Origin of the sequence: Aeromonas sp. (genome assembly GCF_050252055.1) — a bacterium.
Taxonomy (GTDB): domain Bacteria; phylum Pseudomonadota; class Gammaproteobacteria; order Enterobacterales; family Aeromonadaceae; genus Aeromonas; species Aeromonas caviae.
In genome coordinates this window covers 133,198-159,186 of record NZ_JBFWLQ010000007.1, presented here as the reverse complement: position 1 = coordinate 159,186, position 25,989 = coordinate 133,198, and the positions used below count along the sequence as shown (strand labels likewise).

Annotated in this window: 26 protein-coding genes; 13 read left to right on the top strand and 13 right to left on the bottom strand. The window is 64.2% G+C overall.

Annotation, left to right across the window (positions count from 1 at the left end; all coding sequences use genetic code 11):
• Positions 1–2: 2 nt before the first annotated feature.
• Positions 3–1,619 (bottom strand): alpha-amylase family protein, encoded by a 1,617-nt coding sequence (locus AB7E19_RS14135; protein ID WP_427935677.1) that lies wholly within the window; start codon positions 1,617–1,619, stop codon positions 3–5.
• Between the two features lie 117 nt (positions 1,620–1,736).
• Complete coding sequence (locus AB7E19_RS14130; RefSeq protein ID WP_043154040.1) at positions 1,737–2,015, bottom strand: DUF2442 domain-containing protein; 279 nt, start codon at positions 2,013–2,015, stop codon at positions 1,737–1,739.
• Positions 2,016–2,272: 257 nt separating this feature from the next.
• On the opposite strand from AB7E19_RS14130, the gene AB7E19_RS14125 reads away from it, so the two are divergent.
• Entirely contained in the window at positions 2,273–4,237 is a 1,965-nt protein-coding gene (locus AB7E19_RS14125; protein WP_427935675.1) for an LTA synthase family protein, read from the top strand.
• A gap of 55 nt (positions 4,238–4,292) precedes the next feature.
• Here AB7E19_RS14125 and AB7E19_RS14120 read toward each other — a convergent pair whose 3' ends face one another.
• On the bottom strand, positions 4,293–4,763 hold the full coding sequence (locus tag AB7E19_RS14120; RefSeq protein WP_010672715.1) for an Lrp/AsnC family transcriptional regulator: 471 nt from the start codon (positions 4,761–4,763) through the stop codon (positions 4,293–4,295).
• Positions 4,764–4,912: 149 nt separating this feature from the next.
• Here AB7E19_RS14120 and AB7E19_RS14115 point away from each other — a divergent pair, with 149 nt between their 5' ends.
• Positions 4,913–5,431 (top strand): tyrosine-protein phosphatase, encoded by a 519-nt coding sequence (locus AB7E19_RS14115; RefSeq protein ID WP_119197223.1) that lies wholly within the window; start codon positions 4,913–4,915, stop codon positions 5,429–5,431.
• A gap of 6 nt (positions 5,432–5,437) precedes the next feature.
• Here AB7E19_RS14115 and metA read toward each other — a convergent pair whose 3' ends face one another.
• Entirely contained in the window at positions 5,438–6,385 is a 948-nt protein-coding gene (gene metA, locus AB7E19_RS14110; RefSeq protein WP_010672713.1) for a homoserine O-acetyltransferase MetA, read from the bottom strand.
• Between the two features lie 144 nt (positions 6,386–6,529).
• Between metA and AB7E19_RS14105 the strand changes: the two genes are divergently transcribed.
• Both AB7E19_RS14105 and AB7E19_RS14100 read left to right on the top strand, forming a co-directional pair.
• Positions 6,530–7,774, top strand: a complete 1,245-nt coding sequence (locus AB7E19_RS14105; RefSeq protein WP_029313584.1) for an HD-GYP domain-containing protein — start codon at positions 6,530–6,532, stop codon at positions 7,772–7,774.
• A gap of 28 nt (positions 7,775–7,802) precedes the next feature.
• Positions 7,803–8,978, top strand: a complete 1,176-nt coding sequence (locus AB7E19_RS14100; RefSeq protein WP_427935671.1) for a competence/damage-inducible protein A — start codon at positions 7,803–7,805, stop codon at positions 8,976–8,978.
• Here AB7E19_RS14100 and AB7E19_RS14095 read toward each other — a convergent pair.
• Positions 8,975–9,490: a metal-dependent hydrolase gene (locus AB7E19_RS14095; RefSeq protein WP_427935669.1), complete on the bottom strand. Its 516-nt coding sequence runs from the start codon at positions 9,488–9,490 to the stop codon at positions 8,975–8,977. The genes AB7E19_RS14100 and AB7E19_RS14095 overlap by 4 nt on opposite strands.
• Positions 9,491–9,527: 37 nt before the next feature.
• On the opposite strand from AB7E19_RS14095, the gene AB7E19_RS14090 reads away from it, so the two are divergent.
• From AB7E19_RS14090 to AB7E19_RS14075, 4 genes are all read left to right on the top strand, one after another.
• A complete protein-coding gene (locus AB7E19_RS14090) occupies positions 9,528–9,767 on the top strand; it encodes a hypothetical protein (protein ID WP_427935667.1) in 240 nt (79 codons plus the stop codon).
• Positions 9,768–9,884: 117 nt separating this feature from the next.
• Positions 9,885–11,549 carry a DUF342 domain-containing protein gene (locus AB7E19_RS14085; protein WP_042864529.1) on the top strand — a complete coding sequence of 555 codons (1,665 nt, stop codon included), beginning with the start codon at positions 9,885–9,887 and terminating at the stop codon, positions 11,547–11,549.
• Between the two features lie 113 nt (positions 11,550–11,662).
• Positions 11,663–12,472, top strand: coding sequence for a sugar-phosphatase (gene yidA, locus AB7E19_RS14080; RefSeq protein WP_041214347.1), 810 nt, complete (start codon positions 11,663–11,665; stop codon positions 12,470–12,472).
• A gap of 363 nt (positions 12,473–12,835) precedes the next feature.
• Positions 12,836–13,606: a gamma-glutamyl-gamma-aminobutyrate hydrolase family protein gene (locus AB7E19_RS14075; protein WP_214002857.1), complete on the top strand. Its 771-nt coding sequence runs from the start codon at positions 12,836–12,838 to the stop codon at positions 13,604–13,606.
• Positions 13,607–13,757: 151 nt separating this feature from the next.
• Here the strand turns inward: AB7E19_RS14075 and AB7E19_RS14070 are convergent, their stop codons facing one another.
• From AB7E19_RS14070 to lptM, 7 genes are all read right to left on the bottom strand, one after another.
• Positions 13,758–14,162: a hypothetical protein gene (locus tag AB7E19_RS14070; RefSeq protein WP_043154050.1), complete on the bottom strand. Its 405-nt coding sequence runs from the start codon at positions 14,160–14,162 to the stop codon at positions 13,758–13,760.
• 71 nt (positions 14,163–14,233) lie between these two features.
• Positions 14,234–14,944, bottom strand: a complete 711-nt coding sequence (locus tag AB7E19_RS14065) for an HAD-IA family hydrolase (protein WP_319873639.1) — start codon at positions 14,942–14,944, stop codon at positions 14,234–14,236.
• A 95-nt stretch (positions 14,945–15,039) separates the two neighbouring features.
• A complete protein-coding gene (gene xerC / locus AB7E19_RS14060; protein WP_322131324.1) occupies positions 15,040–16,017 on the bottom strand; it encodes a tyrosine recombinase XerC in 978 nt (325 codons plus the stop codon).
• Entirely contained in the window at positions 16,010–16,690 is a 681-nt protein-coding gene (locus AB7E19_RS14055) for a DUF484 family protein (protein ID WP_010672702.1), read from the bottom strand. The genes xerC and AB7E19_RS14055 overlap by 8 nt, the downstream gene beginning before the upstream one ends.
• Before the next feature lie 79 nt (positions 16,691–16,769).
• Complete coding sequence (gene dapF, locus AB7E19_RS14050; RefSeq protein WP_029313578.1) at positions 16,770–17,600, bottom strand: diaminopimelate epimerase; 831 nt, start codon at positions 17,598–17,600, stop codon at positions 16,770–16,772.
• Between the two features lie 62 nt (positions 17,601–17,662).
• A complete protein-coding gene (gene lysA, locus AB7E19_RS14045; protein WP_039039806.1) occupies positions 17,663–18,913 on the bottom strand; it encodes a diaminopimelate decarboxylase in 1,251 nt (416 codons plus the stop codon).
• A gap of 20 nt (positions 18,914–18,933) precedes the next feature.
• On the bottom strand, positions 18,934–19,134 hold the full coding sequence (gene lptM / locus AB7E19_RS14040) for an LPS translocon maturation chaperone LptM (protein WP_010672699.1): 201 nt from the start codon (positions 19,132–19,134) through the stop codon (positions 18,934–18,936).
• 73 nt (positions 19,135–19,207) lie between these two features.
• On the opposite strand from lptM, the gene cyaY reads away from it, so the two are divergent.
• Positions 19,208–19,522 carry an iron donor protein CyaY gene (gene cyaY / locus AB7E19_RS14035; RefSeq protein WP_010672698.1) on the top strand — a complete coding sequence of 105 codons (315 nt, stop codon included), beginning with the start codon at positions 19,208–19,210 and terminating at the stop codon, positions 19,520–19,522.
• Positions 19,519–20,172, top strand: coding sequence for an alpha/beta hydrolase (locus AB7E19_RS14030; protein ID WP_322131325.1), 654 nt, complete (start codon positions 19,519–19,521; stop codon positions 20,170–20,172). Before cyaY ends, AB7E19_RS14030 begins: the two co-directional genes overlap by 4 nt.
• 187 nt (positions 20,173–20,359) lie before the next feature.
• Here the strand turns inward: AB7E19_RS14030 and AB7E19_RS14025 are convergent, their stop codons facing one another.
• Entirely contained in the window at positions 20,360–22,879 is a 2,520-nt protein-coding gene (locus AB7E19_RS14025) for a class I adenylate cyclase (RefSeq protein WP_042879398.1), read from the bottom strand.
• A 322-nt stretch (positions 22,880–23,201) separates the two neighbouring features.
• Between AB7E19_RS14025 and hemC the strand changes: the two genes are divergently transcribed.
• The 3 genes from hemC to AB7E19_RS14010 are packed head-to-tail and all read left to right on the top strand — an operon-like array spanning position 23,202 to position 25,985.
• Positions 23,202–24,131: a hydroxymethylbilane synthase gene (hemC, locus tag AB7E19_RS14020; protein WP_427935660.1), complete on the top strand. Its 930-nt coding sequence runs from the start codon at positions 23,202–23,204 to the stop codon at positions 24,129–24,131.
• Positions 24,132–24,177: 46 nt separating this feature from the next.
• Positions 24,178–24,912 carry a uroporphyrinogen-III synthase gene (locus AB7E19_RS14015; protein WP_427935658.1) on the top strand — a complete coding sequence of 245 codons (735 nt, stop codon included), beginning with the start codon at positions 24,178–24,180 and terminating at the stop codon, positions 24,910–24,912.
• Positions 24,909–25,985, top strand: coding sequence for a uroporphyrinogen-III C-methyltransferase (locus tag AB7E19_RS14010; protein ID WP_268451483.1), 1,077 nt, complete (start codon positions 24,909–24,911; stop codon positions 25,983–25,985). The genes AB7E19_RS14015 and AB7E19_RS14010 overlap by 4 nt, the downstream gene beginning before the upstream one ends.
• Positions 25,986–25,989 lie beyond the last annotated feature (4 nt).

Here is a 25,989-nt window from a genome sequence, read left to right as displayed (position 1 = left end):
CCTCAGCGCACCAGCAGGAAGCGGCCGGTGAGGGGCGGCAAGTCCACCGTCACGCTGCTGCCACCGATGGCCAGGTTCTCGCCGCTCTGCAGATCCACCAGGGCGCTGCCGCTGCGCAGCTTGCCGACCGGCACGGCGTAACTCTGGGGCGTGGTGGAGACGTTGAGCAGGTAGACTACTTGCTCGCCAGCCGTCTGCTTGATGTCGCCATAGACGCTCCCCTCGGCCACCAGCTTGACCCGCTCCCCCTGATAGAGGGCGGGGTGGGCGGCGCGCAGGGCCAGCAGCTGGCTGAGCCACTGTTTCAGCTCGCTCTGCTCGCTGCTCGGCACGAAACCGGTGACACCTGGAACCTTGCCATCGCTGCGGGCCACGTGATCATCGCAGAGCCCCTGGGCCGCACAGTCGCCCCCCACCTGACTGGCAAAGCCAGGCACCTCGTCACCAAACTCCTCGCTATAGTAGAAGGTAATGGGACCGGAGCGGGCGGCCATGAAGCTGAAGGCCGCCTTGTGGCGTTGCCAGTAGTCCGCCCCATTGAAGTTTCCCCGCTCCAGCAGATCGCCGAAGCGCACCAGATCGTGGTTGCCCAGCATCAGGTTGGGCATGGCGTGGTCCGGGTAGTTCTCCACCTTGTTCCAGCTGGCGTCGAGCACGCTGGCCCCCTGCCCGCCCTTGCCGGACTCTTCCACCGCCAGCGCCTGTACCAGGCCGTAGCGCAGGGGGAAGTCGAACGCCGAAGAGAGCGCCGGGTTGTCGCTCGGGCCATAGGCCTGGGCGCGGATTTCGTCAGCGCCCTTCCACACTTCCCCCACCATGTAGCCGAGGGTGCCCCACTGCTGGCCGGCGGCCTTGCGCGCCGCGCTGGCCTGGGCCACCTCGCTGCGAATGGCGCGCCAGTCATCCAGCCCCAACTGATAAGCCTGATCGAGGCGCCAGCCGTCGATGCCGTACTGCTCGACCCAGTAACGGGCCACCTCCTTGAAGTAGGCCAGACTCTCGGGCTGGCCGTAATCCACCAGTTGGCCCGGGTAGCCTGCGCCGCCGCTCTTGAGGGCAGGCAGCCGCCCCTCTGGTGAAGGCTTGCTCACCCCCACCTTGTTGACGTGGCCGAACACCCCGTCGAGGAAGACATAGAGCCCGCGCTGGTGCGCCCCGTCCACCAGTTTTTTAAGCTGGGCGTTGCTGCCGAAGTTGGGATCCACGTTGAAGAAGTCGCAGGCGAAGTAGCCGGTGGCATCGAGCTTGTCGTCACCGCCTTGCCCCGCGCAGGAGTCGAACACCGGGGTCAGCCAGATGGCGTTGACGTTGAGGCTCTTGATGTGGTCCAGGCTATCGATGATCCCCTGCAGATCGCCGTTGTGCCGGGAGGGGCCGTAGCCAACGCCGTAGTTGGCGCTGCCATCGCCGTCGACGAAGGACTCCACCATCACCTGGTAGGTGCGCAGGTTGCAGGCTGGCTGATCATTGCCGTAGCAGGCGCGGCTGGCCGACGCGGGGGGCGGATTGACCACCGGGGGCTGGGGGTCACTGCTGCCACCGCCTCCCCCGCTGCCGCAAGCCGTCAGTAACAGGGCGGCCCCGATGAGGCCGCCACGACGCAACGTTCCTTGTTTCATTGTTATGTTCCCGCTGTGGTGGATGGGCGCCCAAAGCGCCGCACTGGGGTCATGATAACGACCTGACCGACGCGGGTCTGTGACTGAAAACGTTACCTGACTCAACGAGTTAGCATGTCAGAAGCGATGCATGTTGCGATCGGGGAAGGCGGCGCGCTCGTCGATGGGCAGGATCAGGTGGTAGACCTCGTGGGCCGCCAGGGTGAAGCCCGAGGGCCACGCCAGTTGATGGCGATGATCGATGAAGACACGGGCGAAGCGACGCTCGGTCTCCATGGCCGCAAACAGCGGCTGGCCGCGCCAGGGGGTGAGATCCAGCACGCCAGTGGTGCCGTCGGAGAGCACCACGAACAGAGACCAGCCCTGCATATATTCCACATCGATGAAGACCGGCATCCCTTCGGCTCCGATTGAGAAATCCGGCGCCATTATAGGCACGACCCTTGTCTCGATGTGCCAGCAGGATCACAGTTTTCCCAGCGTTTTATGCTCTCTTAGATCCCTGCATCCCGTCACAAAAAATCATAAAACGTGCCAACTTCTCCATTTATACCCCATGCCCATGCAACCTTTGCCAGGCGCCACTGTCATACTCCTGCACCATAACAACAATGCGCCCGGGGACTGGGCGCAAACAGGTTTGCAGGAACAATATGACCACCATCAAACAATGGCTGGGACCGGTTTGGCCCATCGCCGTCTTTTCATTGATCGCGCTCATCTCCCTGACTGTCAGCCGCCTTGGCCTGGGCCTCTGGCAACTGGAACGGGTGGATGCCGTCTCTGGCTGGCATGAGATGCTGCTGCAAGGCATTCGGGTCGACGTCGCCACCCTCTGCTGGGTCTGGGGCGTACCCGCCGTCTTGACCCAGTTGCTGGCCGGGCCCCACGCACCGGGGCGGCTCTGGATGCAGCTTATCCGGATCTGGCTCACCCTGGGGCTCTGGCTGATGCTCTTTCTCGAGATCTCCACTCCCGCCTTCGTCACCGAATACGGGGTGCGCCCCAACCGCCTCTATGTGGAGTACCTCATCTATCCGAAGGAGGTGCTCTCCATGCTGTGGGCTGGCCGCAAGGGCGAGCTGCTGCTGGCCGTGATCTTCAGCGGCGCCGTGCTGGGTGGTGGCTGGTGGCTGAGCGGCCGCCTGGTGCGTGACCTAAGCTTCCCCCGCTGGTACTGGCGCCCCGCCTTCGCCCTGCTGATCCTCGCCGTCGGCTTCCTCGGTGCCCGCTCCAGTCTCGGCCATCGCGCCCTGAATCCGGCCATGGTGGCTTTTGCCGACGATCCCCTGGTCAACGCCCTCACCGTCAACTCCGCCTACTCCCTCTTCTTTGCCATCAAGCAGATGGGGGCCGAGGAGGACGCCAGCCAGTTTTACGGCAAGATGGCTGACCATCAGGTACTCGACATAGTCCGCCAGGAGAGCGGTCGCCCTCTCGGCGATTTCACCTCTGCCGATCTGCCGAGCCAGACCTTCAACACGGCCAGCTACCAGGGCAAGCCCAAAAACCTGGTGATCCTGCTGCAAGAGAGTCTGGGGGCCCAGTTCGTCGGCTCCCTCGGCGGCCTGCCGCTCACCCCGAACATCGATGCCTTGTCGAAAGAGGGTTGGGCGTTCGAGCAGCTCTACGCCACCGGTACCCGTTCGGTACGCGGCATCGAGGCGGTGCTCACCGGCTTCACGCCGACCCCGGCCCAGGCCGTGGTCAAGCTCGGCAAGAGCCAGACCAACTTCTTCACCATCGCCGACCTGCTCAAGCAGCGAGGCTATGACACCAGCTTCATCTATGGCGGCGAGAGCCACTTCGACAACATGCGCAGCTTCTTCCTCGGCAATGGCTTCACCACCATCGTCGAGCAGAAGGACTTCAAGAACCCGGTGTTCGAGGGATCCTGGGGCGCCTCGGATGAAGATTTGATGGCCAAGGCCAACGAGACCTTCGCGGCGCTGCACAAGGAGGGCAAACCCTTCTTCAGCCTGGTGTTCAGCTCCAGCAACCACGATCCCTTCGAATTCCCCGACAACCGCATCGCCCTGTACGAGCAGCCCAAGCAGACCCGCAACAACGCCGCCAAGTACGCGGACTACGCCGTCGGCGAGTTCTTCAAGAAGGCCAGGGCATCGGACTACTGGAAGGACACCCTGTTCCTGGTCATCGCCGATCACGACAGCCGGGTCGGGGGAGCCAGCCTGGTGCCCATCCCCCGCTTCCACATCCCGGGGGTCATCCTGGGGGACGGCATAGCACCAAGAAAGGACCCCCGCATCGTCAGCCAGATCGACATGGCCCCGACCCTGCTCTCCCTCATGGGCATCAGTGCCGACTACCCCATGCTGGGCAAGGATCTCACCCGCATGCCCGCCGACTGGCCGGGACGCGCCATTATGCAGTACGACAAGAACTTCGCCCTGATGCGCGGCAAGGACGTGGTGATCCTGCAGCCCGAGCGGGCGCCGGAAGGCTTCATCTACGAGGATGCGACCGAAACGCTCACCCCGGCGCCGCAGCCGGGCGCCATGAAAGATGCCGCCCTGGGGCTGGTCCTGTGGGGCAGCCTGGCCTATCAGCAGGGGCTCTACCGGACGGCGCAGGACAGCCGGCTGGCTCTCAACTGAGGGACCGCCCACAAAAAAACCGCCCTCGGGCGGTTTTTTCTTGCGGCTAGCCCCGTCAGGGGTGGGGGAAGCAGGGAAGCGAGCGGCTGAACCTGTGCTCGAACACCAGGGAGGTCTCGAGGTGCACCACCTCTTCCCGGGAGGTAAAGTGATCGAAGACGAAATTGCGCAGGTGTTCGGTATCGGAGACGCACAGGTGCACCAGGAAATCATCCTTGCCGCCCATGTGGAACAGGCTGATCACCTCGGGCAGGGCCAGGATGGCGTCGCGAAACGCATCGATGATCTGGCGGCTGTGACGGGCCAGTTGCAAGGAGACCATGGCCTGGATGTGACCGCCCAGGGCCTGGTAATCCACCTCGCAGTGCGCCCCCTTGAGCACGCCATCCTGCTGCAGCTTGCGCACCCGCTCCAGACAGGTGGACGGCGCCACCCCGACCAGGGCCGCCAAATCCTTGTTGGTCATGCCCGCATCGCGAAACAGATGGGCCAGGATGTCCAAGTCCAGTTGATCCAGGTTTCTCATCTTTACTCCTTGCATCGCTCGATTTTTTTAGACTCTGCCCGTAAACCGGGCCGAACACAACGCAGATTGACATCGCCTCCGGCCCCTCTATGCTGTGCCGCACCCGCGGGATGCCGATCCCGTTGACCCCGACCACCACGAGGAACCCCATGCTCAGTGCCCATCCCTTCTGGAGCCTGGACGTTCCACGGCTCGACGGCCAGCTCCTGCTCACCCCCTGCCCCGGCAGCCAGCAGGTCCCCATGGCCGACGCCCTTGCACAGTTGCAGCTGGCCGGTGCCGGCGGGGTGCTGACCCTGATGACGGAGGAGGAGCTGGCCCTGTGCGGGCCCCTCTCTCTCGGGCAGCTGGTGCAGGCCAGAGGCATGAGCTGGTTCCATCTGCCCATTGCGGATGACGAGGCACCGGATGCCGCCTTCGAACAGGCCTGGCCCGGGGTGCAACCCCGACTGCTCGCCCTGCTGCGCGAGGGACGGCACCTTGCCATTCACTGCCACGGAGGAAGCGGGCGTACCGGGCTGGCGGCCGCCCTGCTGCTGATGACCCAGGGGCTGCCCCAGCAGGAGGCCATGACCCTCATCCGGGCCAGACGGCCACGGGCCTTCACCCTGGCCTGCCACCGTCACTGGCTCGATACCCGTGGACGGCGGCTGACCGGGGCGGACTGATGGGCTCTATCCCTTGGGCTGCTGGTAGGTAAACACCTTGCCGATGTCTTCCACCTTGTAGCTGGTCAACTGGTAGACGTAATAGTTGAGCCAGTTGGAAAACAGCAGGTGACCGTGGCTGCGCCAGGTGGCGCGCGGGGTCTGGCTTGGATCGTTGTTCGGGTAATAGTTGACCGGAATGACGGGGGTGAGCCCGGCCGCCAGATCCCGCCGGTATTCCCCATCCAGGGTCAGGGCGTCATATTCCGGATGGCCGGTGACGAACACCTGGCGACAATCCTTGGTGGCGGCCAGATAGACGCCCGCCTCTTCCGACTCGGCGAAGATCTGCAGATCGGTGTGGGCGCGGATGAGATCCCCGTCGAAGGCCGCATAGCGGGAGTGGGGCGCCACGAATTCATCATCGAAGCCGCGCAGCAGCGCCTCGTGCTCGTCGAGGCGGTGGTGGCGATAGACCCCGGAGAGCTTCTCGCCGTGGGTCTGCTTTTCCATGCCGTACAAGGCTTTCAGCGCCGCCTGCACCGCCCAGCAGAGGAAGAGGGTGGAGGTGACATGCTGATGGGACCACTCGATGATCTCGACGATGCGTGGCCAATAGACCACCTCCTCGAACTCCACCAGCCCGAGCGGCGCCCCCGTGATGATCATGCCGTCGTAGTTGTTGCCTCTCACCTGCTCGAAGTCGTGATAGAAGTTCTCCAGGTGCGCCTGGGGCGTGTTTTTCGACTCCCGATCGTCGATGCGCAACAGATCCACGTCCACCTGCAAGGGCGAGTTGGAGAGCATCCGCATCAGCTGGATCTCGGTTTCTATCTTCTTGGGCATCAGATTGAGGATGAGCACCCGCAGCGGGCGGATGTTCTGGGTGACGGCCCGGGATTCCGTCATCACGAAGATGTTCTCCTGCCCCAGCACTTCGGCGGCGGGCAACTGGTCCGGGATCTTGATCGGCATGCTGACTCCCTGTACTGCATCGGTAAATATGTCTGGACATCTAGAAGCCTATAATAAAGCGCTCCCGCTGTCATCAGATACCTTTTGTATTCACCCCGCCCTTTGACTAGCATACGGCTCAGTGTGTCCCTCGTGCCCAACCCCATGACAGGAATCAAGATCTCCGTAGAACGGCTGCAAGTCGGCAATTATGTCTCCCTGCCTTTGGGATGGCGTGAGCACCCGTTTCTGTTCTCCAGCTTCAAGCTCAAGAGCGAGGAGGAGATCGAGCTCATTCGTCGCCTTGGCCTCAAGCTGGTGACCATCATTCCCGACAAGAGCGACACGCCGCCCAAGCCCCTCGGCCAGACCCAGCCCCAGGCAGATGAGGTTGAGGGGGAGGGTCTCGTCGCCCGCCAGGAGGAGATGCAGCAGGAGAAACTGCGGCGCATCGAGCAGTTGCAGCGCTATCGCCGCGACCTGCAGCAGTGCGAGAAACAGTTCCGCCAATCCCTGGCCCAGGTGCGCAACCTCATGGGCAAGATCCAGTCCCGCCCCCTCAACGCCATCAGCGAGGCCCAGGAGCTGATCAACGCCATGACGGAGCAGCTCCTCTCGGTGGACGAGATGGTGCTGCACCTGGTCTCAGACAGCGATGATGGCAACAGCCTGCAGTTTCACTCCCTCAACGTCAGCGTGCTCAGCATGCTGCTCGCCCGGGAGTGCAAGTTGCCGGCCGAGGCGATCCGCCAGGTCGGCATGGGGGCCCTGTTCCACGACATCGGCAAGCTGAGGATCCCGAGCCAAATCCTGCGCAAGACGGAGCCGCTGACCAAGCCGGAGCAGAACCTGATGGCCCAGCATCCCCGCTACGGCCTGGAACTGCTGGGGCTGGTCAGCGATTTTCCGGAAGCGGCCAAGCAGATAGTGCAGAACCACCACGAGTACCTGGACGGCACCGGCCCCCAGGGGCTCAAGGGCGATCAGCTCGATCCCCTCACCCAGATCGTCTCCCTCATCAACGAGTACGACAACCTCTGCCACCTGGAGGCCAAGGTGCCCTACGCGGCCCTCGGCAGCCTTTACAAGCAGCGCAAGTCACAGTTCAACGCCGATCACCTCGGCATGCTGATCCGGCTGATGGGGGTCTACCCCCCGGGTAGCGTGGTGCAGCTTTCCAACGGCCAGGTGGGGCTGGTGATGTCGGTCAACGCCTCCCGCCTGCTCTACCCCGCAGTGCTGGTATACGACCCCCGCATTCCGCGCCAGGAGGCAGCCATCATCGACCTCGACGCGGCCGGGCTGACCATCGCCAAGGTGATCCAGCCCAAACGCCTGCCCCCGGCGGTGTTCGAATACCTCAACCCCCGCACCCGGATCAGCTACTACTTCGAACACGGCAAGCCCTGAGAGGGCTGGCCCCACCCAAGGAGTCCCCATGCGCATCGAGATCATCAGCACAGGCGACGAGATAGTGACCGGCCTGGTGGTGGACACCAATGCCGCCTGGCTCAGCGCCCTCTTGCTGGAGCAGGGCTGGCAGGTGCGCCGCCGCGCCACCGTGGGGGATAACCTCGCGGATCTGACAGCCGTGCTGCAGGAGAGCGCCAACCGCGCCGAGGTGGTACTGGTGTGCGGAGGGCTCGGCCCCACGGCGGACGACCTCACCGCCCAGGCCGCGGCCGAGGCGTTTGACCAGCCCCTGACCCTGTTCCCGGACTGGCTCGCCACCATGGCCGAACGCTATGCCAGCCGGGGCCGCACCATGGCCCGGAGCAACACCAAGCAGGCCTGGCTGCCCCGGGACTGCGAGATCCTCGACAACCCGGTGGGCACCGCCTGCGGCTTTGTGGTCTGCCACCCGGCCAGCCACGGCCAGAGCCGGCTCTTCTTCACCCCGGGCGTGCCGTTCGAGTTCAAGCAGATGGTGCGCGAACAGATCATGCCCCGCCTCAAGGTGCTGGCCGGGGAAGAGACGGACACCGAGCTGCGCCGTTTCTACACCTTCGGCGTCTCGGAGTCCGCCCTCAGCGACATGCTGGATGCGGCCCCCTGGCCTGCCGGCATCGAGCTGGGCTACCGCTCCTCCATGCCTCTCATCGAGCTCAAGCTCATCGGCCACGGTGCCAGCACCGCCGACATGGATGCCGCCGAGGCGAGGCTGCTTGCGGCCATCGCCCCCTGGCTGGTGGGGCGTGGCAACGAGGCGCCTGCCAGCCAGATCCTGGCCCTGCTGGGGGAGCGGTCGCTGCACCTGCAGGAAGGGGAGAGCCGGGGCGCCCTGCTGGCCATGTGTCACGGGCACCCGGCCCTGACCGCCGGCTTCAGCCACACCCTGAGCGACGATCTGACTCAACTGGCAGTGCCCGACGCTCCCCTGAGCCTCACCATAGGCCGTGCCGGTCCGGAGGGCGTGCCGCTGCTGCTCTGCGCCGACGGGCAACTGCACGGCCAGACGCTCAAGGTCAGCCATCCGGACCCCGCAAGCGGTCGCCGGATCCTCGCCTTCGCCGCCCTCGACATGCTGCGCCGCCACCTGCTGGGGCTGCCGGTGCTCGCCGATTACCTCACCCTGACCCGAACGGCCAGATGCCAGGAGGGCGCCCGGGGCTAGAAGTGAGCCAAGCCTGCGCCGCCATGGACCCAGTACCCGGCGAGCGCCAGGGTCAGCAGGCAGAAGGCCCTCTCGTAGCCCCCGCCGCTCTTAAGGGGCAGGCCGGGCAGGCGAAAGCGCCGACGCCAGGGCCAGAGCAGGGGAATGCCCATGGGGGTGAGCCAGTCCCCCAGCAGATGGCTGAGATAGCCCACGATGAGAGCATCCTTCACCGCCCCCGACAGCAACCTGGGGGCTTCCACCTGGGCCAGCCCCCAGACCCCCATCCCCACCGCCAGCAGGCTGTGGGTGAAGCCGCGATGGCCGAACAGCCGGGAGAGCGGCCCCGAGATCCAGGGCAGTTGCCGCCCGAGCAGGGAGCGGGGGTGATCGAGATCCGGCAGCAAGGCGCTCGCCAGGGCCATGGGAACGATGTGCCACAGGCTGGCATCGGCCAGGGCCGGAGTCAGTTCAACCTTGTGGGCAAGCAGGACGCAGGTGACGGAAAACAGCAGGTGGCCTTGGGCGGTCATGGGGCTCGTTCGGTTGGACAGAAAAAGGGGCTGATCGGTGGCGACCAAAGTCCTCGCCCTGGGGCGGCGGCAGATTAAAATCCTTCTCTTCCTGCCTGGCAAGGTGATTTGCATCGCCACCTTCAACGTGGTTGACACTCTGGATAGCGAAAGCATAAAAAGTCAGCATATTGCGCTAAAAAACTGCAATGGAACACATGGCATGGCCGGCTCTGCCCCTCTCCCGTCAGCCGATATTTCCTCAACCCGGCTCACCCATTTGCATTCAGATCGTTGACCCGGAAGGAAAAATACCCGAATACTGCGCGTTGGATCCGCCCCGGCGGCATGGGATGCCGGCAAGGAGAGGCCCCGGCATGGGGCAAACCGGACAGGGACAACGAAGGAGGGCCCGGTGTTAAGCAAAGCGTGGTTTCAGCTGTCGGCCGACATGAGCTATGTCTGCCTGCGCATCACCCCGGGCCTCACCGAGCCCATCCAGGAAAGCGACGTCCTGGCCCTGCTGCGACTCTCCAACTGTCGGCGCTACGAACCCCTCGGCGAGGGGATCCGCGAAGCCGTCACCCTGCTCAACGCCCTCATCGCAGAGCCGGATGCCCCCGCGCATCCACCAGTCCCCATTGCCCGGCGCCAGGATGCCAGGCTGCTCATCCAGGTGGACAAGGACCAGATGAGCGCCAGGGCGCAGATCACCGCGGACTGGGGCGGCCAGCCCCTGACCCTGGCCCGGTTGCAGGAGGCCCTGGCGGCCAGCACGGTCAAGCAGGGGGTGAGCGAGCGACTCCTTGCCGCCGCCATCCAGGCAGCGGGTGAGGCGGCCCCCGGTGCCCAGCTCAATCCCGTCATCGCCCTCGGCAAGGCCGCCAGGCACGGCCTGGATACCCGCCTGGAGCGGCTGGTGGAGACCGCAGCCGAGCGGATCCTCAAACCCCAGGAGCGGGATCACGGCAAGGTGGACATGCGCGACCTCGGCACCCTGCTCACCGTCAAGGCGGGGGCGTTGCTGATGCGCAGGCACCCCGCCACCCAGGGCATCGACGGCTTCACCGTGACGGGCCAGACCCTGACCGCTCGCCACGGCAAGGAGAGCGCCATGACGCCGGGTGACGGCACCTGCCTCTCCCCCGAGGATCCGGACCTGCTGCTGGCGACACGCCCGGGACTCCCCTGTCAGGAGCGTGCCGGGATGCGGGTCGACGAGGTGCTCAACGTCAAGCAGGTCGACATCCGCCACGGCCACGTCGAGTTCGAGGGATCGCTGCTGGTCACCGGGGACGTCATGCCCGGCATGCGCGTCAAGACCAGCGGGGACGTGGTGATCGGCGGCTTCGTCGAGGGCGGCTACATCGAATCCGGCGGCACCATCACGGTGCGCAACGGCATCATAGGGCGCAAGCTGGCGGACGACGAATACCTCTGCCACCTCAACGCCGGAGGGGAGATCCACGCCAGCTATGCCCAGTACGCCAGGCTGGAGGCCGATGGCGACATCCATATCCTGAGCCAGCTCAGCCACTGCTATTGCCGCAGCGGCCAGGATCTCAAGGTGGGGGACAGCGCCATGCGCAAGGGGCACCTCATCGGCGGCATCAACATCGCCAACCGGCTCATCATGGCCCCGGTGCTCGGAGCCTCGGCGGCCAACCGGACCCGGTTGCAGATCCTCGGTGGCTATTTCAGCCAGAAGGAGCAGGAGCTGGCGCTGCGCCAGCGCAAACAGACCTGCGCCGAGCAGATAGACAAGCTGCAGGATCTCATCCTGCGGCTGCTGCAACTGCCCCGTGACAAGCGCAATCCCGAGACCCTGCAGAAGATCAAGGCGCTGCGCACCCGCCAGTTCGACGAGAGCAAGAGCCTGGACGAGCAGCTCGCCGAGGCGCAGCGGGAGCTGCAGGCGCTCATGGCCAACATGGACATCATCGCCACCCAGCGCCTCTTCCCCGGCGTCGAGGTGGAGATGGCCCATCACCACAACAGGGTCGACATCGAGCACGGCCCCATCCACTTCGCCATCCGGGAAGATCAGCTGCAACTGACCCCCTACCAGGGCCAGCGCTGAGGGGCAACGTGCCCCCGCTTCGGCAGGCGGCGTGATCCCGGCGGCGATTTTCGCTACACTCGGCCTCCCCATGGCCCCATCGGGCGGGCCGGCCAGACTCAGGTAGTGAGAAGATGTACAAGCTGATCGCATTGGATATGGATGGCACCCTGCTGACCCCAGAGGGCCGAATCTCCCCCCGCACCCAGGCCGCCATCGCGGCAGCCCGCGCCAGGGGCGTGACCGTGGTGCTGGCCTCCGGCCGCCCGCTGGAAGGCATGACCGCCGCCCTGACCGAGCTGGGCCTCACCGGCCAGGATGACTACGTCATCTGCTACAACGGCGCCCTGGTGCAGCAGGTATCCGAGCAACGCATCATCCGCAGCCAGTTGCTGACCGGCAGCGATGCCCGTGCCATCGCCCACCTGGCCTGTGAGCTGGGGGTGAACATCCACGGCTTCTCCGTCCGCCAGGGGCTCATCAGCCCCAGGATCAGCCCCTATACCGAGCACGAATCCCGCCTCATCGGTCAACCCATCAACCTGGTGGACTTCGCCACCCTGCCCGACGACGAGCAGATCATGAAGGTGATGATGATTGACCCAGAGCCCCTGCTCTCCCGTGCCATCGCCCAGCTGCCCGCCGAACTCCACGAGCGCTATACCGTGGTGCGCAGCGCCCCCTACTTCCTCGAGTTCATGAACAAGCGCAGCAACAAGGGCACCGGCGTCGCCGCCCTGGCCGAGCACCTGGGGCTGGATGCCTCCCAGGTGATCGCGGTGGGGGATGCGGGCAACGATCACCACATGATCGCCTACGCCGGACTCGGGGTCGCCATGGGCAACGCCACCGACGAGATCAAGGCGCTGGCACAGCACACCACGGGGCGCAACGATGAAGACGGGGTCGCCCAGGTGATCGAACGTTTCATCCTGAACGCCTGAGTCGACAAGGGGCCCTGTGGGCCCCTTCTACTATCCGGCCGCCCGACCAGATGTTTAATATATCCACCATCAAATCTCTCGCCGCACCAGGCATCCCCCCTCAAGCCCCTTTAAATGGGACTCGCAGCCGCATCTCGACATCAACGGTTAACATAATTGCATCATTTTGTTTGACATATTGAACGGCCTTGGCAGACTGGAGGCAGGATCCAGGCTGTCGTTGCCAAGGCTGACCGACGATTCTGGCACGCTGGCGCGACCCTGATCCCACGACCATGCCTTGAGGCATGCCCTTGCGAGCCGAGGCGGCAAGGGCCTTCCCAAGGCGCAGGATGAGACCGCCAAGGATAGCCAAGGTGACCTATGCCCAACCCCAGTTCCCATAACAAACCCGTCGTGCTGATGACCATGGGGGCCCAGGCCCGCAGTGGCCACGCCTACCAGGTCATGACCCACAAATACATCAAGCCTCTGGTGGAGATCAGCGGCTGCGTGCCGCTGCTGGTGCCCACCTGTTGTGGCACCGAGGATCTGGAGCAGTATCTGGACCTCGCCGACGGGGTCTATCTGAGCGGTGCCGGATCCAACATCGATCCTGCCCTCTATGGCCAGGAGAACCTCACCCCGGAGAAGCCCCAGGACAGGGACAGGGATCTGTTCGATATTCCCCTGGTGCGCGCCGCCCTCGACCGTGGCCTGCCGATCCTCGGGATCTGCCGCGGCATGCAGGAGATCAACGTGGCCCTGGGAGGCGACATTCACCAGAAGGTCTATTGCGAGCCGGGTTATGACGATCATCGGGAGGATGCGGATGACCCGGTGGACGAGCAGTATGGCGAGAGCCATCAGGTCGAGCTGGTGCCCGGTACCTGGCTGGCCGAGCTGATGGAGCAACCGTCGATTCCGGTCAACTCCCTCCACGGGCAGGGGATCAAGACGCTGGCCAAGGGGCTGGCCCCCCTGGCCCATGCCGAAGACGGGCTGATCGAGGCGATCCACGCACCCGCCCTCTCCCCCTTCCTGCTGGCGGTGCAGTGGCACCCGGAGTGGAAGGCCAGCGAGAACCCCCACTCCATCAAGCTGTTCACCGCCTTTGGCGACGCCTGCCGCCGGTTCAGGCAGCAGGTCGGCTAGTCGCCGACCCCTTGCCCTTGAGCCTGGGCAGGGCCTCGTACATCGGGGGCTGCCCAGAGGCATCCGACGTGACGGGCCTGTGACCCCCCCACGCCATCAAGCTATCCACTGCCTTCGGCGACGCCTCCTGCCCGTTCAGGCAGCAGACGGGCTAGTCGCCGAATCCCTTGCCCTTGAGCTTGGGCAGGGCCCCGCGATCAGGACGCAGGGTTCGGCAGACATCCAGCCCCTTGAGGCCCCGCTGGATATGGTCCGGGGCCTGCCCGAGCACCATGCCGTTGCCGCGATAGAGACGGGCATCCTCCAGCTCGAACAGCTCGCCGCCGATGAGCAGTTGCTCCCGGCCATTCACCACCTTGCCCCGTTTCAGGGGCAGGGTCATGTCCACCTGGATCTCGCCGGTGGCACACCCCTCGCGCCAGCGCGCCTCGTTGGAAAACGGGGAGATGGCGATCTCCCGCCAGGATCCGTCCCTGAACTCCATCCGGTAACGGTCTTGCACCAGATCGCATCCCGCCAGCATCACGGGGATCGCCAGCCAGATGACACCCTTCATTCCCTTCACGCCCTTGCTCCCTTGTTATTATTGCCAGATATACATCACGGAATCTGTCCCTCATCCCCAGCTCAGAGCAGCAGGGTGGCCAGATCCTGCAGCTGCCCCAGCTCCACATCCGGCAGCAGCGACAGCGACTGCCAGGACTGACCGCTCTCGTTGAGCCAGGCGGCCCGAAAGCCGTGCAGCCTGGCCCCCAGCACGTCGGTCACCGGGTGATCCCCCACATGGAGGATGCGGCCGGGGGTCAGCCCCAGGGCCTCTTGCACCTGCACGAACATGTCGGGCGCCGGTTTCATTTTGGCTCCCGCTCCCGCCTTGCAGACCAGGGTGAAGTAGCCAGCCAGACCCGCCTGCTCCAGATCCAGGTTGCCGTTGGTGATCACCGCCAGCGGGTAGCGCGCCGCCAGACGAGCCAGCAGGGCGTGAGTCGCCTCGCTCACCTCTATCTTCGAGCGCTCGGCCATGAAGCCGGTGAACACCGCCCGGGCCTGCTGCTCCGCCAGACCGGGCTCCATGCCCCCCTGCACCAGGGCCTCGCGAATGCCCCGCTGGCGCGCCAGGCTGACGTCGTGGCTCAGCGCCGGGTGGTCCAGCAGCAACTGGCGCTTGAGCGCGAGCCAGCGCGGCTTGTCCAGCATGGCGGTAGCCAGGTATTCGCTGCGCAGGTGGTCCAGCATCCACTGTTCCGCCCGCGCGATGGCGGGGCCGTTGTCATAGAGGGTGTCGTCCAGATCGAACGAGATGGCGGCCACCGGCTGCCAGCGACGGTAAAACTGCATGGCTGTTCCTCTTTACTCCTCATCCTCTGGCGTTGCGGGCTCCCGCCTGACCCGGGCGACGTGGAGATTGTCATCCCCGCAGATCGCACACCACATCACTCATCCTCCGGCGTTTCCGGATCCCGCTTCGCCCGCGGGTGGGCACTGTCATATACCTTGGCCAGATGCTGGAAGTCGAGGTGGGTATAGATCTGGGTGGTGGAGAGATCCGCATGCCCCAGCAGCTCCTGCACCGCCCGCAGATCGCCGGAGGATTCCAGCATGTGGGTGGCGAAGCTGTGGCGCAGCTTGTGGGGATGCACGTGGGCATTGAGAGCCTGCTTGTTGCCCCAGCCGTCGAGCCGCTCCTGTACCGAGCGGGCCGAGAGCCGCTGCCTGCGCTTGGAGACGAACAATGCCTCCCCCTCGTCACCGGCCAGCAGGGGGCGTACCTTGAGCCACTTGTGCAACCACTCCACCGCCATCCGCCCGATGGGCAGCACCCGCTCCCGCGAGCCCTTGCCGATCACCCTGAGCTGGCGCTCCTCGAGCTTCACGTCCGCGAGGTTGAGCCCCACCAGCTCGGCAAGGCGCAGGCCGGAGGAGTACATCAACTCCATGATGGCGCGATCCCGCACCGCCAGCGGATCCTGCTCGTCGGTGATGTTGAGCAGCTGGTACATCTCGTCCACGTCCAGGTTCTTGGGCAGGGGCCGCCCCTGCTTGGGGGTGACGATGCCCCGCGCCGGGTTGGCGGTGAGCCGCCCCTGGCGCACCTGCCAGTCGCAGAAGCTGCGCAGGGCCGACACCTTGGTGGCAAGGGAACGGGGCGCCAACCCCCCCTTGTGCATCCGGGTCACCAGGCTGCGCACCTGGCTCGCCTCGAGCCGGGCCCAGTCGTCGACCCCGAGCTTCACCAGCTCGGCGGTCATGGCTTCCAGATGAGCCTGATAGTTGCTGCGGGTGTGGGGGCTGAGCTGGCGCTCGACTCTCAGGTATTCGATAAAGGCGTCCAGTTCCCCCGCCAGTGCGACCGGCAGAGGGTCGGCGGCAGGGAGCACCCTGGCAGGGGATCGGGTCGTTGCCTTAGCCACGGGCCAGCTCGGGCAGACGCAGCTGCAGCAGACGCCCCAGCTGACCCAGCAGCAGGGTGTCGTTGTGGGGGGTGAAGTGGCTGGGATCCGAGCTCGCGAAGGCCAGCACGCCGAGCTCCCCGAGCCGCATCAGGGCCACCGAGTTGACCAGCACATCATTGCCAAACAGCGCCTGCTTCTCGCTCTGGTTGAGGCGGCCGAAATAGTAGTCCGTGCCGGGCAGGCGCTGCCCCAGCAGTTGTTCGAGCTGTTTGCCCTGCGCCAGGAAACGCTGCTCGGGGCCGCTCAGCTGGAAATGCCTGGGATTGAGCCAGAGCCGCAGGCCGGTGAGTCGCAGCCGCTGGACGAAGGCCTTGCCCATCACGGCGCTCAGCTCGAACAGGGTCTGGCAGCCGTAGATCTCCCCGTAGAGATCCGCATAGACCCGGAAGATCCGCTCGTTCTCGCTGGCGACCCCCATCAGTTCGGTGATCTCCTGCTCCAGCTGCTCGATGCGCTCCCGCTGTCTGTCCAGCTGGCGCTCCACCAGGGAGATGGTGCCCTTTTGCGCATGGGGAATGCGGATCTTGTCCAGCATGGCCCCGTGACGCAGGAAAAACTCGGGATAACGGGCCAGGTACTCCAGCACTGTGGCTTCATCCACCAGTGATTCCTGCCGTTTGAGTTCGCTCATAACTTGGTTGATCCATCCGAAAAAGGGGCCAAGGGCCCCGATATGATCCGTTGATGGAGCGGGATCACCCGCTCCTTGTCTACAACTCTATCTGGCCGTCAAAGACGTGCTCGGCCGGCCCCGTCATGTAGACGGGCTGACCCGGTCCCTTCCAGGCGATGGTCAGCTTGCCACCCGGCAGGGTGACGGTGACCCGCTCCTTGAGCTTGCCCTGGCTGATGCCTATCACCACGGCCGCACAGGCCCCGGTCCCGCAGGCCAGGGTCTCCCCCACCCCGCGCTCGAAGACCCGCAGCTTGATCTCGCTGGCGTTGACCATCTCCATGAAGCCGACGTTGACCCGCTCGGGGAAGCGCTCGTGGCGCTCCATGATGGGTCCCAGGGTCTCCACCGGCGCATCGGCCACCGAGGGCACCTCGATGACGCAGTGAGGGTTGCCCATGGAGACGGCACCGCACATCACGGTGTGATCCTGGGCCCGCAGCAGATACGTCTTCTCCGCCTTCTGGGCACGGAACGGGATCTTGCCCGGCTCGAACTGGGGCACCCCCATGTTGACCGTGACCTGGTTCTCCCCTTCCAGCTGCAGAGTGATGCGGCCCCGGGCGGTACTGACCGCGATGCGATCCCGGTTGACCAACCCCTTGAGACGCACGAAACGGGCAAAGCAACGGGCCCCGTTGCCGCACTGTTCCACCTCGCTGCCGTCGGCATTGAAGATGCGGTAGTGGAAGTCGAGCTCGGGGTCATAGGGCGGCTCCACCAGCAACAGCTGGTCGAAGCCGATACCGAAGTGACGATCCGCCAGCTTCTTGATGATGTCGTTGCTGAAGAACACCTTCTGGGTGACGCCATCCACCACCATGAAGTCGTTACCGAGGCCGTGCATTTTGGAAAACTCAATCAACATCGCGCGTTCCTGTCTCACCGTTAATCACGCTCTCACATGGAGGAACGCTGAAAATCCATCCATCACGGCAGCAGGTGCTCGCCACGCCAGAGATCCGCCAACTGCTCCCGCTCACGGATGAGGTGCGCCTGGTCACCGTCCACCAGCACCTCGGCCGCACGGGGTCGGGTGTTGTAGTTGGAGGACATGGTAAAGCCGTAGGCGCCAGCGGAACGCACCGCCAGCAGGGAGCCCTCGGCAATCGCCAGGGTACGCTCCTTGCCGAGGAAGTCGCCGGTCTCGCACACCGGGCCCACCACGTCATAGAGTGCCTTCTCGTGGGTCGCCCGGCTGTCCACCTCGATGATGTTCATCCAGGCGCCGTAGAGGGAGGGGCGCAGCAGATCGTTCATGCCGGCGTCGATCAGGGCGAAGTTGCGAGTCTCGCCGGGTTTGAGGAACTCGACCCGGGTCAACAGCACACCGGCGTTGGCGACGATGGCGCGGCCCGGTTCGAACAAGAGGGTCAGATCCCGGCCCGCCAGCTTCTGCTTGAGCGCCTCGGCATACTCGGTGGGGTGCGGCGGCTGCTCGGCGCCGTAGTTGACCCCCAGACCGCCGCCCACGTCCAGGTGATGGATGTGGATGCCTTCCGCCGCCAGCTCGTCGATGAGCTTGAGCAGCTTGTCCGCCGCCTCCATAAAGGGATTCAATTCAGTGAGTTGCGAGCCGATGTGGCAATCCACCCCCTTGATCTCGATGTGGGCCATGGCCGCTGCCTTGCGGTAGATGGCTGGCGCCTGTTCGATGGGGATGCCGAACTTGTTCTGCTTGAGGCCGGTGGAGATATAGGGGTGCGTGCCTGCGTCGATGTCCGGGTTGACCCGCACCGAGACCCGCGCCTTCTTGCCCATGCTGCCTGCGACCCGGTTCAGGCGCTCCAGCTCGGCTTCGGACTCCAGGTTGAAGCAGAGGATCTCTTTTTCCAGCGCAAGGCGCATCTCGGCTTCGCTCTTGGCGACGCCGGAGAAGACCACCTTGGCCGGATCACCGCCCGCCGCCAGCACCCGGGACAGCTCGCCGCCGGAGACGATGTCAAAGCCCGAACCGAGGCGTGCCAGCAGATTGAGCAGGGCCAGGTTGGAGTTGGCCTTGACCGCATAGCAGATCAGGTGGGGAATGTCGCCAGCCGCCTGGTCGAAGGCATGCCAGTGGCGTTCCAGGGTGGCGCGGGAGTAGACATAGAGCGGAGTGCCGTACTGGTCGGCAAGCTGTTGCAGGGGAAGCTGTTCGGCCTGAAGCTGACCGTCTGCGTCGTAGTTAAAGTGATCCAAGGGGGCGGTTCCTTCCTAGATTATTGCGGCGCGGCCTCTGAGGCCGGTGTAGCGGTCGCAGGCGAGGCGGCTTGCGGTGTACTCTCTGTCTTGGGCTGTGTCTGCTCTGCAGGTGCGGGCTGTTCGGCCGGCGGCATGTAGAGAGGCCCCGTCAGGCCACAGGCGGCCAACCCGAGCGACAGCGACGCGGCAAACAGGCACTTGGTGAACTGGGTAATCATAATGGTTCGCTGCGAAAAAATTTTTGGCCCTCTATAATCGCACTCACATTGTTAAAAGCAACAGGATAAACCGATGAAGGATCACGAGTATCACGCCCTGACCGACGCCTTTTTCCAGTATGTGGAAGACACCATCGACGAGGGGTATCCGGATATCGACTGCGAACGCGCAGGCGGGGTGCTGACCTTGAGCTTCGAGAACAAGACCAAGGTCATCATCAACAAGCAGGAGCCCCTGCACCAGATCTGGGTCGCTACCCGGGAGAACGGCTTCCACTTCGAGCTGCGCGGTGACAGCTGGATCGACAACCGCTTCGGCGACGAGCTCAAGGCCCTGCTGACCCGGGCCTGCACCACCCAGGCCGGCGAGCCCGTGGTCTTCTCATGACGGATCTGCATCCAGAAGGTGCCCGCCATGCGGTGATCTGGCTGCACGGGCTGGGGGACTCCGGCGCCGGCCTCGCCCCCCTGGTGGAGGCGCTGGCCCTGCCCGCCGACCTGCCCGTCCGCCATCTGCTGCCCGATGCGCCCGAGCGCCCCATCACCATCAACATGGGCTACCGGATGCGCGGCTGGTACGACATCAAGAGCTTCGAGGATCCGGCGGATCGCGCCGTGGAGTCCCATGTCAGGGAGTCAGCGGCCCGTATCGCCTCGCTGATCGACCAGTTGGTGGCCGAGGGTTTCACCCCCGAGCGCATCGTGCTGGCCGGCTTCTCCCAGGGGGGCGTCATCGCCTCCTTCACCGCCCTGCGCCATCCGGTGCCACTGGCAGGCCTGCTCTGCATGTCCACCTATCTAGCGGTACCCGATGCCCTGCCCGACGAGATGAGCGAGGCGGCCCGCGCCCTGCCCATCTGCTACATGCACGGCATCTATGACGACGTGGTGAACCTCTCCATGGGCTGGGACGCCAAGAACCGGCTGGAAGCGGCGGGACTCAGCCCCGAGTGGCACGAATACCCCATGCGCCACGAGATCTGCCGCCCCCAGCTGGGCGACATTCGCAGCTGGTTGCTGGCCCGCCTCGGCGCCTGATTGTCGGATAACGGGTAAGACAACGGCCTGCATCAGCAGGCCGTTTGCTTTCATCCCTGACGGCGATGCTCGACGGCATCCCCCACTGGCCGCGGCCCCCTCCACACCAGATTCCCGCACCACGGATACGACAACGGCCTGCATCATGCAGGCCGTTTGCCATCTTGCCGGTGCGGCTATCAGCGCATCATCCTACTTCCCGCGCCGCTCCTGGGGTGTCCCGCTGCGGGCTCTGGCTGCGGTAGGGGATCACATCGAGTTTGTCACCCACCTGCACGATTTCGTAGTACTGGGGCAGGTTGAAGTTGCTGAACTGACCCGCATTGCTGAATCGCTCGTGACCCGAGGTGTAGAACCGGTTCACCCCCTGTACCAGTTCGTCCTTGTTGCCGGCGAAGTGCTGGTAGATCTCCACCCGGTTCGCCTCGTCCAGGATATAGATGTTGGTGCCTGCATCCCGGGTATCGAAGAAGAACTGCACCAGCCCTTCGCTGGCGTAGGCGTCGACGATGCCGGGCAGGTGCTGGCTGTGAGTCTTGTCGAGGCGCAGCGGCAGGTGATCCAGCTTGTTGTGGGAGATGTGACGGTAAAAATCGATGGCGTTTTCCAGCTTTTTGACCGACACCCCGCGCCGCTCGAAGAAGATGCCGTACTTCTCCTTGCCGAGCGCCAGCGTCTTGACCAGCTGCTGCTTGTCCCGGGCCAGGCGCAACTCGATGCATTCAGCCACAAGCTGCTGGAAGCGGGTGCGCACCAGGGAGCGGAAGTGCTGGCTGTAGCAGAACACCTCGATCATCTCGGGGGCCGCGGCGTCCTGGTGCATCTTGCCGAGGATGGTGGTGAGGGCGTCCACCACGGCTTCCTCTCCCTCGAAGTGCAGGGTGCGGATCTCACTCCAGGAGTTGCGATAGACGAGATCCACGGATCCCACCAGACACTCCTGGTTGCGACCGAACGAGAAGACGTCCGCGGCGTTGGCATCGAACTCGATCACCTGCCCCACCCAGTGGCTGGACGGGTCCGTCTCCAGGTTCAGGAAGATGGAGAGCTGGCGGATCTCGCACGGCCGGCTCAGGGCCAGGTTGGTCGCGCGGGGATACTTGACCGGGAAGGTGCCGGAGAGATCGCGACAGAACTGATGCAGGTTGTCGATGTGCAGATCGGAGCCCTGGTTAAACAGGTGCACCCGGGACTGGGGCGTCAGCAGGCCGTTGAAATAGGCCCAGGCCACCAGCTTGCTGATGTAGCCGTTATATTCGAGCGGCGCCCGGCCAATGATGTCGGCGGGTTCGAGGGAATGCTTGTAGAGATACCAGCCTGCGCGATTCAGGCGACCGTGGGGTACCTGTACCAGGCTGAGATCCGGCTCGCCGAGATCCGGCGCAATCTTGAGGTTGATGCGCTGCACCTTGCCCGGCAGGCTCTCGAATGCGGCATAGAGCTTGCGCGACAGGATGCCGATGTCTTCCGGGTTGATGGACTCGCTGATGTTGTTGCGCCGGGCGAACTGGATGAGGTTGCGGTAGCTCTGCATCAGGGCCTCCAGCAACTCGGCGTAGGCCACCTTGACGTCCTCGACCTTCCACTCCTGGCGGTGATCAAGGTGGTAAAGGCGCTCCGGACTCCAACCCCAGTAGGCCACCAGCTGGGCCATCTGCTCCCGACGCCAGTCCGGGGAGTGATCTTCCTTGGGATGGCTCAGCCCGTCGCACACCTTCAGATAGAAGCAGCGACGCACCAGATCGAGGCGCTGCATGTCGCCGATGGACTTGAGATAGTTGGTCACCTTGTCCAGCATCAGGCAGTAGTTGTCGAGGCGGTAGTGCATCCCCTCGTTGTGCTGGAACCAGTCGCGACTGGTCACCGACAGCAGCCGGGTGTTGGGATACTCGTGGGAGTAGGCCTCCATCAGCACCGACTTGAGTACCGCCTTGTAGGGGGAGTCGATCCCCTTGTAGAGCTGCCACAGGGCGGAGCCGAAATACTCCTCGGCAGGAATGCGATCAAAGCCCCCCAGATCGAGCCAGTCATCCTGGCTCAACTTGCCGTGGGCAAACAGGCCGTTGACGTAGTCGTCGTAGTGATCGTCATATTCGGCCGGCACCAGATACCAGAGCAGCCGCTTGCCGGCGATGTGCATGGCGCTGCGGTAGAACTCGTCGAGCAGCAGCAGGTGCTGGGCGCTGCCGCAGCTCTCCCCCTGCATCTGGGCATCGTTGCGCTGGCGGAACTTGTCTTCGGGGATCAGGAAGAAGTTGAGATCGACACCCCGCTGCTCGGCCCACATGGAGAGGTGCTGGCACTTCTGTTCCAGCAGGGCGAGGCGCTCGCTCGACAGACCGGCCACGTGACAGACCCAGATGTCGAGATCCGAGTGGCAGCACTGACCGATGGAGGAGGTGCTCCCCATGGAGTAGAGGCCCTGGATGGACTTGTCGTGGGTACTGAGACCGCCCTGGCAGTTGGCGTTCTGGCAGAGATCCTGGATGAAGGCCTGCTGGGCCTCGTTGGCGACAAAACTCCAGATACCATGAGGCACATCCCCTGCCACATAACCGGGCAACAGGGGGTGATTGAAGTGCAGCATGACAGGCAGCAAGTGGAAAACCTGCTGCCCGTAGCGACTCATGAGATCCAGCGCTCGTTGCGTCTTGAGACGATTGAGTTCGTCGTAGCGCGCCACCAGCGTGTCGAGTTTAACCAGCAATGCCCTACCTATGGGGAAGAGAAATGACGCACCAAAACGGGGAGACGTCAAAAAAGTGTGATCATGTTAACAATGCAAACAGCAGTGGTAAACAAGCCCGCACACAATCACCGGATTATTTCTGACCCCGTTCGTAACGGTATCAGCGGAAAGCAATAAAATTGCTTATTTTCAATGAGTTAAAATCAATTATTGGCTGAATGAAAATAATTTTCAGCCCCCGTTTTTGAGCTTGGCCCCGCTTTTGCGGGCTGCGCCATGAAAGCCCCTGCAAAGGGTGGTAAGATCGTTTTCCTCTCAAAAGATGAAACAACTGATTGATATGGCAGCCCGAACCCTGAGAATTGCCACTCGAAAGAGCCCACTGGCCCTGTGGCAGGCCAATTTTGTGAAAGATCGGCTGGAGGCACTCCATCCGGATCTGCAGGTCGAACTGGTGCCCATGAGCACCCAGGGTGACAAGATCCTCGACACCCCTCTCGCCAAGGTCGGCGGCAAGGGGTTGTTCGTCAAGGAGCTGGAGACTGCCATGCTGGAGGGGCGTGCCGACATCGCTGTCCACTCCATGAAAGACGTACCTGTGGAGTTCCCCGACGGACTCGGCCTACACACCATCTGTGAACGCGAAGACCCGCGTGATGCCTTTGTTTCCAATCATTTCAACCAGATAGGCGAGCTGCCTCAAGGGGCCGTGGTCGGCACCTCCAGCCTGCGCCGTCAGTGCCAGCTGCGCGCTGCCCGCCCTGATCTCGTGATCCGCGACCTGCGGGGCAACGTCAACACCCGCCTCGCCAAGCTGGATGCCGGTGAATATGACGCCATCATCCTGGCCGCCGCCGGCCTGAAACGACTGGAGATGGCCCATCGCATCGCCGCCTTCATCGAGCCCGAGCAGAGCCTGCCCGCCAACGGCCAGGGGGCGGTCGGCATCGAATGCCGCCTCGACGATCACGAGCTGCACGCCCTGCTGGCGCCGCTCGAACACCCCGAGACCCGCATCCGGGTGCTGACCGAGCGCGCCATGAACCGCGCCCTGCAAGGGGGCTGCCAGGTGCCTATCGGGGCCTACGCCCTGGTAGAGGGAGAAGAGGTATGGCTGCGCGGTCTGGTGGGCAGCCCGGACGGTGCCCGCGTCATTCGCGACGAGATCCGCGGCCCCCTGGTAGAGGGTGAGGCTCTGGGCCACACCCTGGCCCAGCGCCTGCTGGCCGCCGGTGCCGACGTCATCCTGGCCGAGGTCTACCGGGCATGAGTGCAGCACGGGCCGGTTCGCGGTCATCTGCCCGGAGCGCCCCCTGATGGTCCCCCTGGTGGTGCGCCCGGCCGCCCAGGCCAACCAGCTGGTGCAGATGCTGCGCCAGCGGGGTCATGCACCGCTCTGCTGTCCGTTGCTGGAAACCCGGCCGGGATGCGACCTCCCTCACCTGGGTGACATGCTGCAAGAGGCGGACCTCGTTATCGCCGTCAGCATGCATGCCGTTCATTTTGCACATTATTTTCTGTTGCAAACTGGTCAGACCTGGCCACATATTGATTACTTTGCAGTCGGCCAGGCGAGTGCGGATGCCTTTGCCGAGGTTGGCATCCAGGCCCTGTGCCCGGTCGATCCCCGCAGCGAAGGGCTGCTGGCCCTGCCGGCACTGCAAGGGGTGAGTGGCCGCCGGGTGCTGATCCTGCGCGGCAACGACGGGCGGGATCTCATCGCCCGGACGCTGGCCTCACGGGGCGCACTGGTGCACTATTGTGCCACCTACGAGCGCCACTACCCCGATCTTGACGGGGACGCATTGACCCGCCACTGGCAGGCAGCCGGGCTCGACAGCCTGCTCATCACCAGTGGCGAACTGTTGCAGCGGTTGCTGGCCCTGGTGCCCGGCCCGCAGCACCCCTGGCTTTATGACCGCCTGCTGGTGGTGCCCAGCCCCCGGGTGGCCGAGATGGCAGAAGGGGCTGGTTTTACCCGTATCGTGATTGCCCAAGGTGCATCCAACCAGGCTCTGGTGGCCGCCCTGGAACTGAGGAAGATGGAATGACTGAACAGCAAGAAGTCCAGCCGAGTGCCGCGGCCACCGTGGCCGACAACAACAAGCCCGCGCCCGGAACGACAGGGAGCAAGAAGGGCAGCTCTGGCACCGTGCTTGGCGGCATCGCCATCCTGCTGGCCCTGGGGCTGGCCGGTGGTCTCTATGTGCACGGACACCAGAACGCCGTTGCCCAGCAGGCCGAACTGGTAGCCCTCAAGCAGCAACTGGCCGACGCCATGACCAGGATTGATCAGGGCAGCAGCAAGGATGCCGAACAGATCGGTGCCCTCGGCAAGAGCCAGCAGCAGTTGCAGGAGGCGCTGGACGCCTTGCAGACCAAGGTGCTGGATCTGGACGACAAGCGCCCCAATGACTGGATGCTGGCGGAATCCGAATACCTGGTGCGCATGGCGGGCCGCAAGCTGTGGCTCGAACACGACATCGTCTCCGCCATCACATTGCTCGGCAACGCCGACGAGCGCATCAAGGCGCTCAACGACCCCAGCCTGATGCCCATTCGCAAGGCGCTGGCGGAAGACATCGCCAAGCTCAAGGGGATGCCGCGGGTCGATCGCGAGGGGTTGACGCTGAAGCTGGCCGCCCTCTCGGACCAGATCGAGCTGCTGCCCCTCTCCACCGTCAGCATGCCGGAAGCCAAGAGCGAGCCCGACCAGACCGTCAGCACCAACCCGGACGAGTGGCAGAGCAACCTGAAGAAGAACTGGGTCAAGTTCACCGAAAACTTCATCACCATCCGTCGTCGCGATGGCGCCGTGGAAGCCCTGCTCTCCCCGCAGCAGGAGATCTTCCTGCGGGAGAACCTCAAGACCAAGCTGCTGCAGGCCCAGCTCGCCGTCTATCGCGAACAGCAGTCCCTCTATATCGACAGCCTGGAGAAGGCCCAGCGCTGGCTGACCCAGTATTTCGATGCCGACAACAGCGCCACCCAGTACATGCAGTCCGAGCTCGACAAGCTCAAAGGCGAGCAGATCCAGTTTGACTACCCGGATCAGTTCAAGACCCAGACCATGCTGGAACAGGTGCTGACCGAACGCCTGCAACGCATCCTGGCCGGCAACTGAGGAG

Excerpts from the sequence above, each read along its gene's own strand:
- AB7E19_RS14135 (WP_427935677.1), bottom strand. The coding sequence starts at position 1,619 with ATGAAACAAGGAACGTTGCGTCGTGGCGGCCTCATCGGGGCCGCCCTG.
- AB7E19_RS14130 (WP_043154040.1), bottom strand. The coding sequence starts at position 2,015 with ATGCCGGTCTTCATCGATGTGGAATATATGCAGGGCTGGTCTCTGTTC.
- AB7E19_RS14125 (WP_427935675.1), top strand. The coding sequence starts at position 2,273 with ATGACCACCATCAAACAATGGCTGGGACCGGTTTGGCCCATCGCCGTC.
- AB7E19_RS14120 (WP_010672715.1), bottom strand. The coding sequence starts at position 4,763 with ATGAGAAACCTGGATCAACTGGACTTGGACATCCTGGCCCATCTGTTT.
- AB7E19_RS14115 (WP_119197223.1), top strand. The coding sequence starts at position 4,913 with ATGCTCAGTGCCCATCCCTTCTGGAGCCTGGACGTTCCACGGCTCGAC.
- metA (WP_010672713.1), bottom strand. The coding sequence starts at position 6,385 with ATGCCGATCAAGATCCCGGACCAGTTGCCCGCCGCCGAAGTGCTGGGG.
- AB7E19_RS14105 (WP_029313584.1), top strand. The coding sequence starts at position 6,530 with ATGACAGGAATCAAGATCTCCGTAGAACGGCTGCAAGTCGGCAATTAT.
- AB7E19_RS14100 (WP_427935671.1), top strand. The coding sequence starts at position 7,803 with ATGCGCATCGAGATCATCAGCACAGGCGACGAGATAGTGACCGGCCTG.
- AB7E19_RS14095 (WP_427935669.1), bottom strand. The coding sequence starts at position 9,490 with ATGACCGCCCAAGGCCACCTGCTGTTTTCCGTCACCTGCGTCCTGCTT.
- yidA (WP_041214347.1), top strand. The coding sequence starts at position 11,663 with ATGTACAAGCTGATCGCATTGGATATGGATGGCACCCTGCTGACCCCA.
- AB7E19_RS14075 (WP_214002857.1), top strand. The coding sequence starts at position 12,836 with ATGCCCAACCCCAGTTCCCATAACAAACCCGTCGTGCTGATGACCATG.
- AB7E19_RS14070 (WP_043154050.1), bottom strand. The coding sequence starts at position 14,162 with ATGAAGGGTGTCATCTGGCTGGCGATCCCCGTGATGCTGGCGGGATGC.
- AB7E19_RS14065 (WP_319873639.1), bottom strand. The coding sequence starts at position 14,944 with ATGCAGTTTTACCGTCGCTGGCAGCCGGTGGCCGCCATCTCGTTCGAT.
- AB7E19_RS14055 (WP_010672702.1), bottom strand. The coding sequence starts at position 16,690 with ATGAGCGAACTCAAACGGCAGGAATCACTGGTGGATGAAGCCACAGTG.
- dapF (WP_029313578.1), bottom strand. The coding sequence starts at position 17,600 with ATGTTGATTGAGTTTTCCAAAATGCACGGCCTCGGTAACGACTTCATG.
- lptM (WP_010672699.1), bottom strand. The coding sequence starts at position 19,134 with ATGATTACCCAGTTCACCAAGTGCCTGTTTGCCGCGTCGCTGTCGCTC.
- cyaY (WP_010672698.1), top strand. The coding sequence starts at position 19,208 with ATGAAGGATCACGAGTATCACGCCCTGACCGACGCCTTTTTCCAGTAT.
- AB7E19_RS14030 (WP_322131325.1), top strand. The coding sequence starts at position 19,519 with ATGACGGATCTGCATCCAGAAGGTGCCCGCCATGCGGTGATCTGGCTG.
- hemC (WP_427935660.1), top strand. The coding sequence starts at position 23,202 with ATGGCAGCCCGAACCCTGAGAATTGCCACTCGAAAGAGCCCACTGGCC.
- AB7E19_RS14015 (WP_427935658.1), top strand. The coding sequence starts at position 24,178 with ATGGTCCCCCTGGTGGTGCGCCCGGCCGCCCAGGCCAACCAGCTGGTG.
- AB7E19_RS14010 (WP_268451483.1), top strand. The coding sequence starts at position 24,909 with ATGACTGAACAGCAAGAAGTCCAGCCGAGTGCCGCGGCCACCGTGGCC.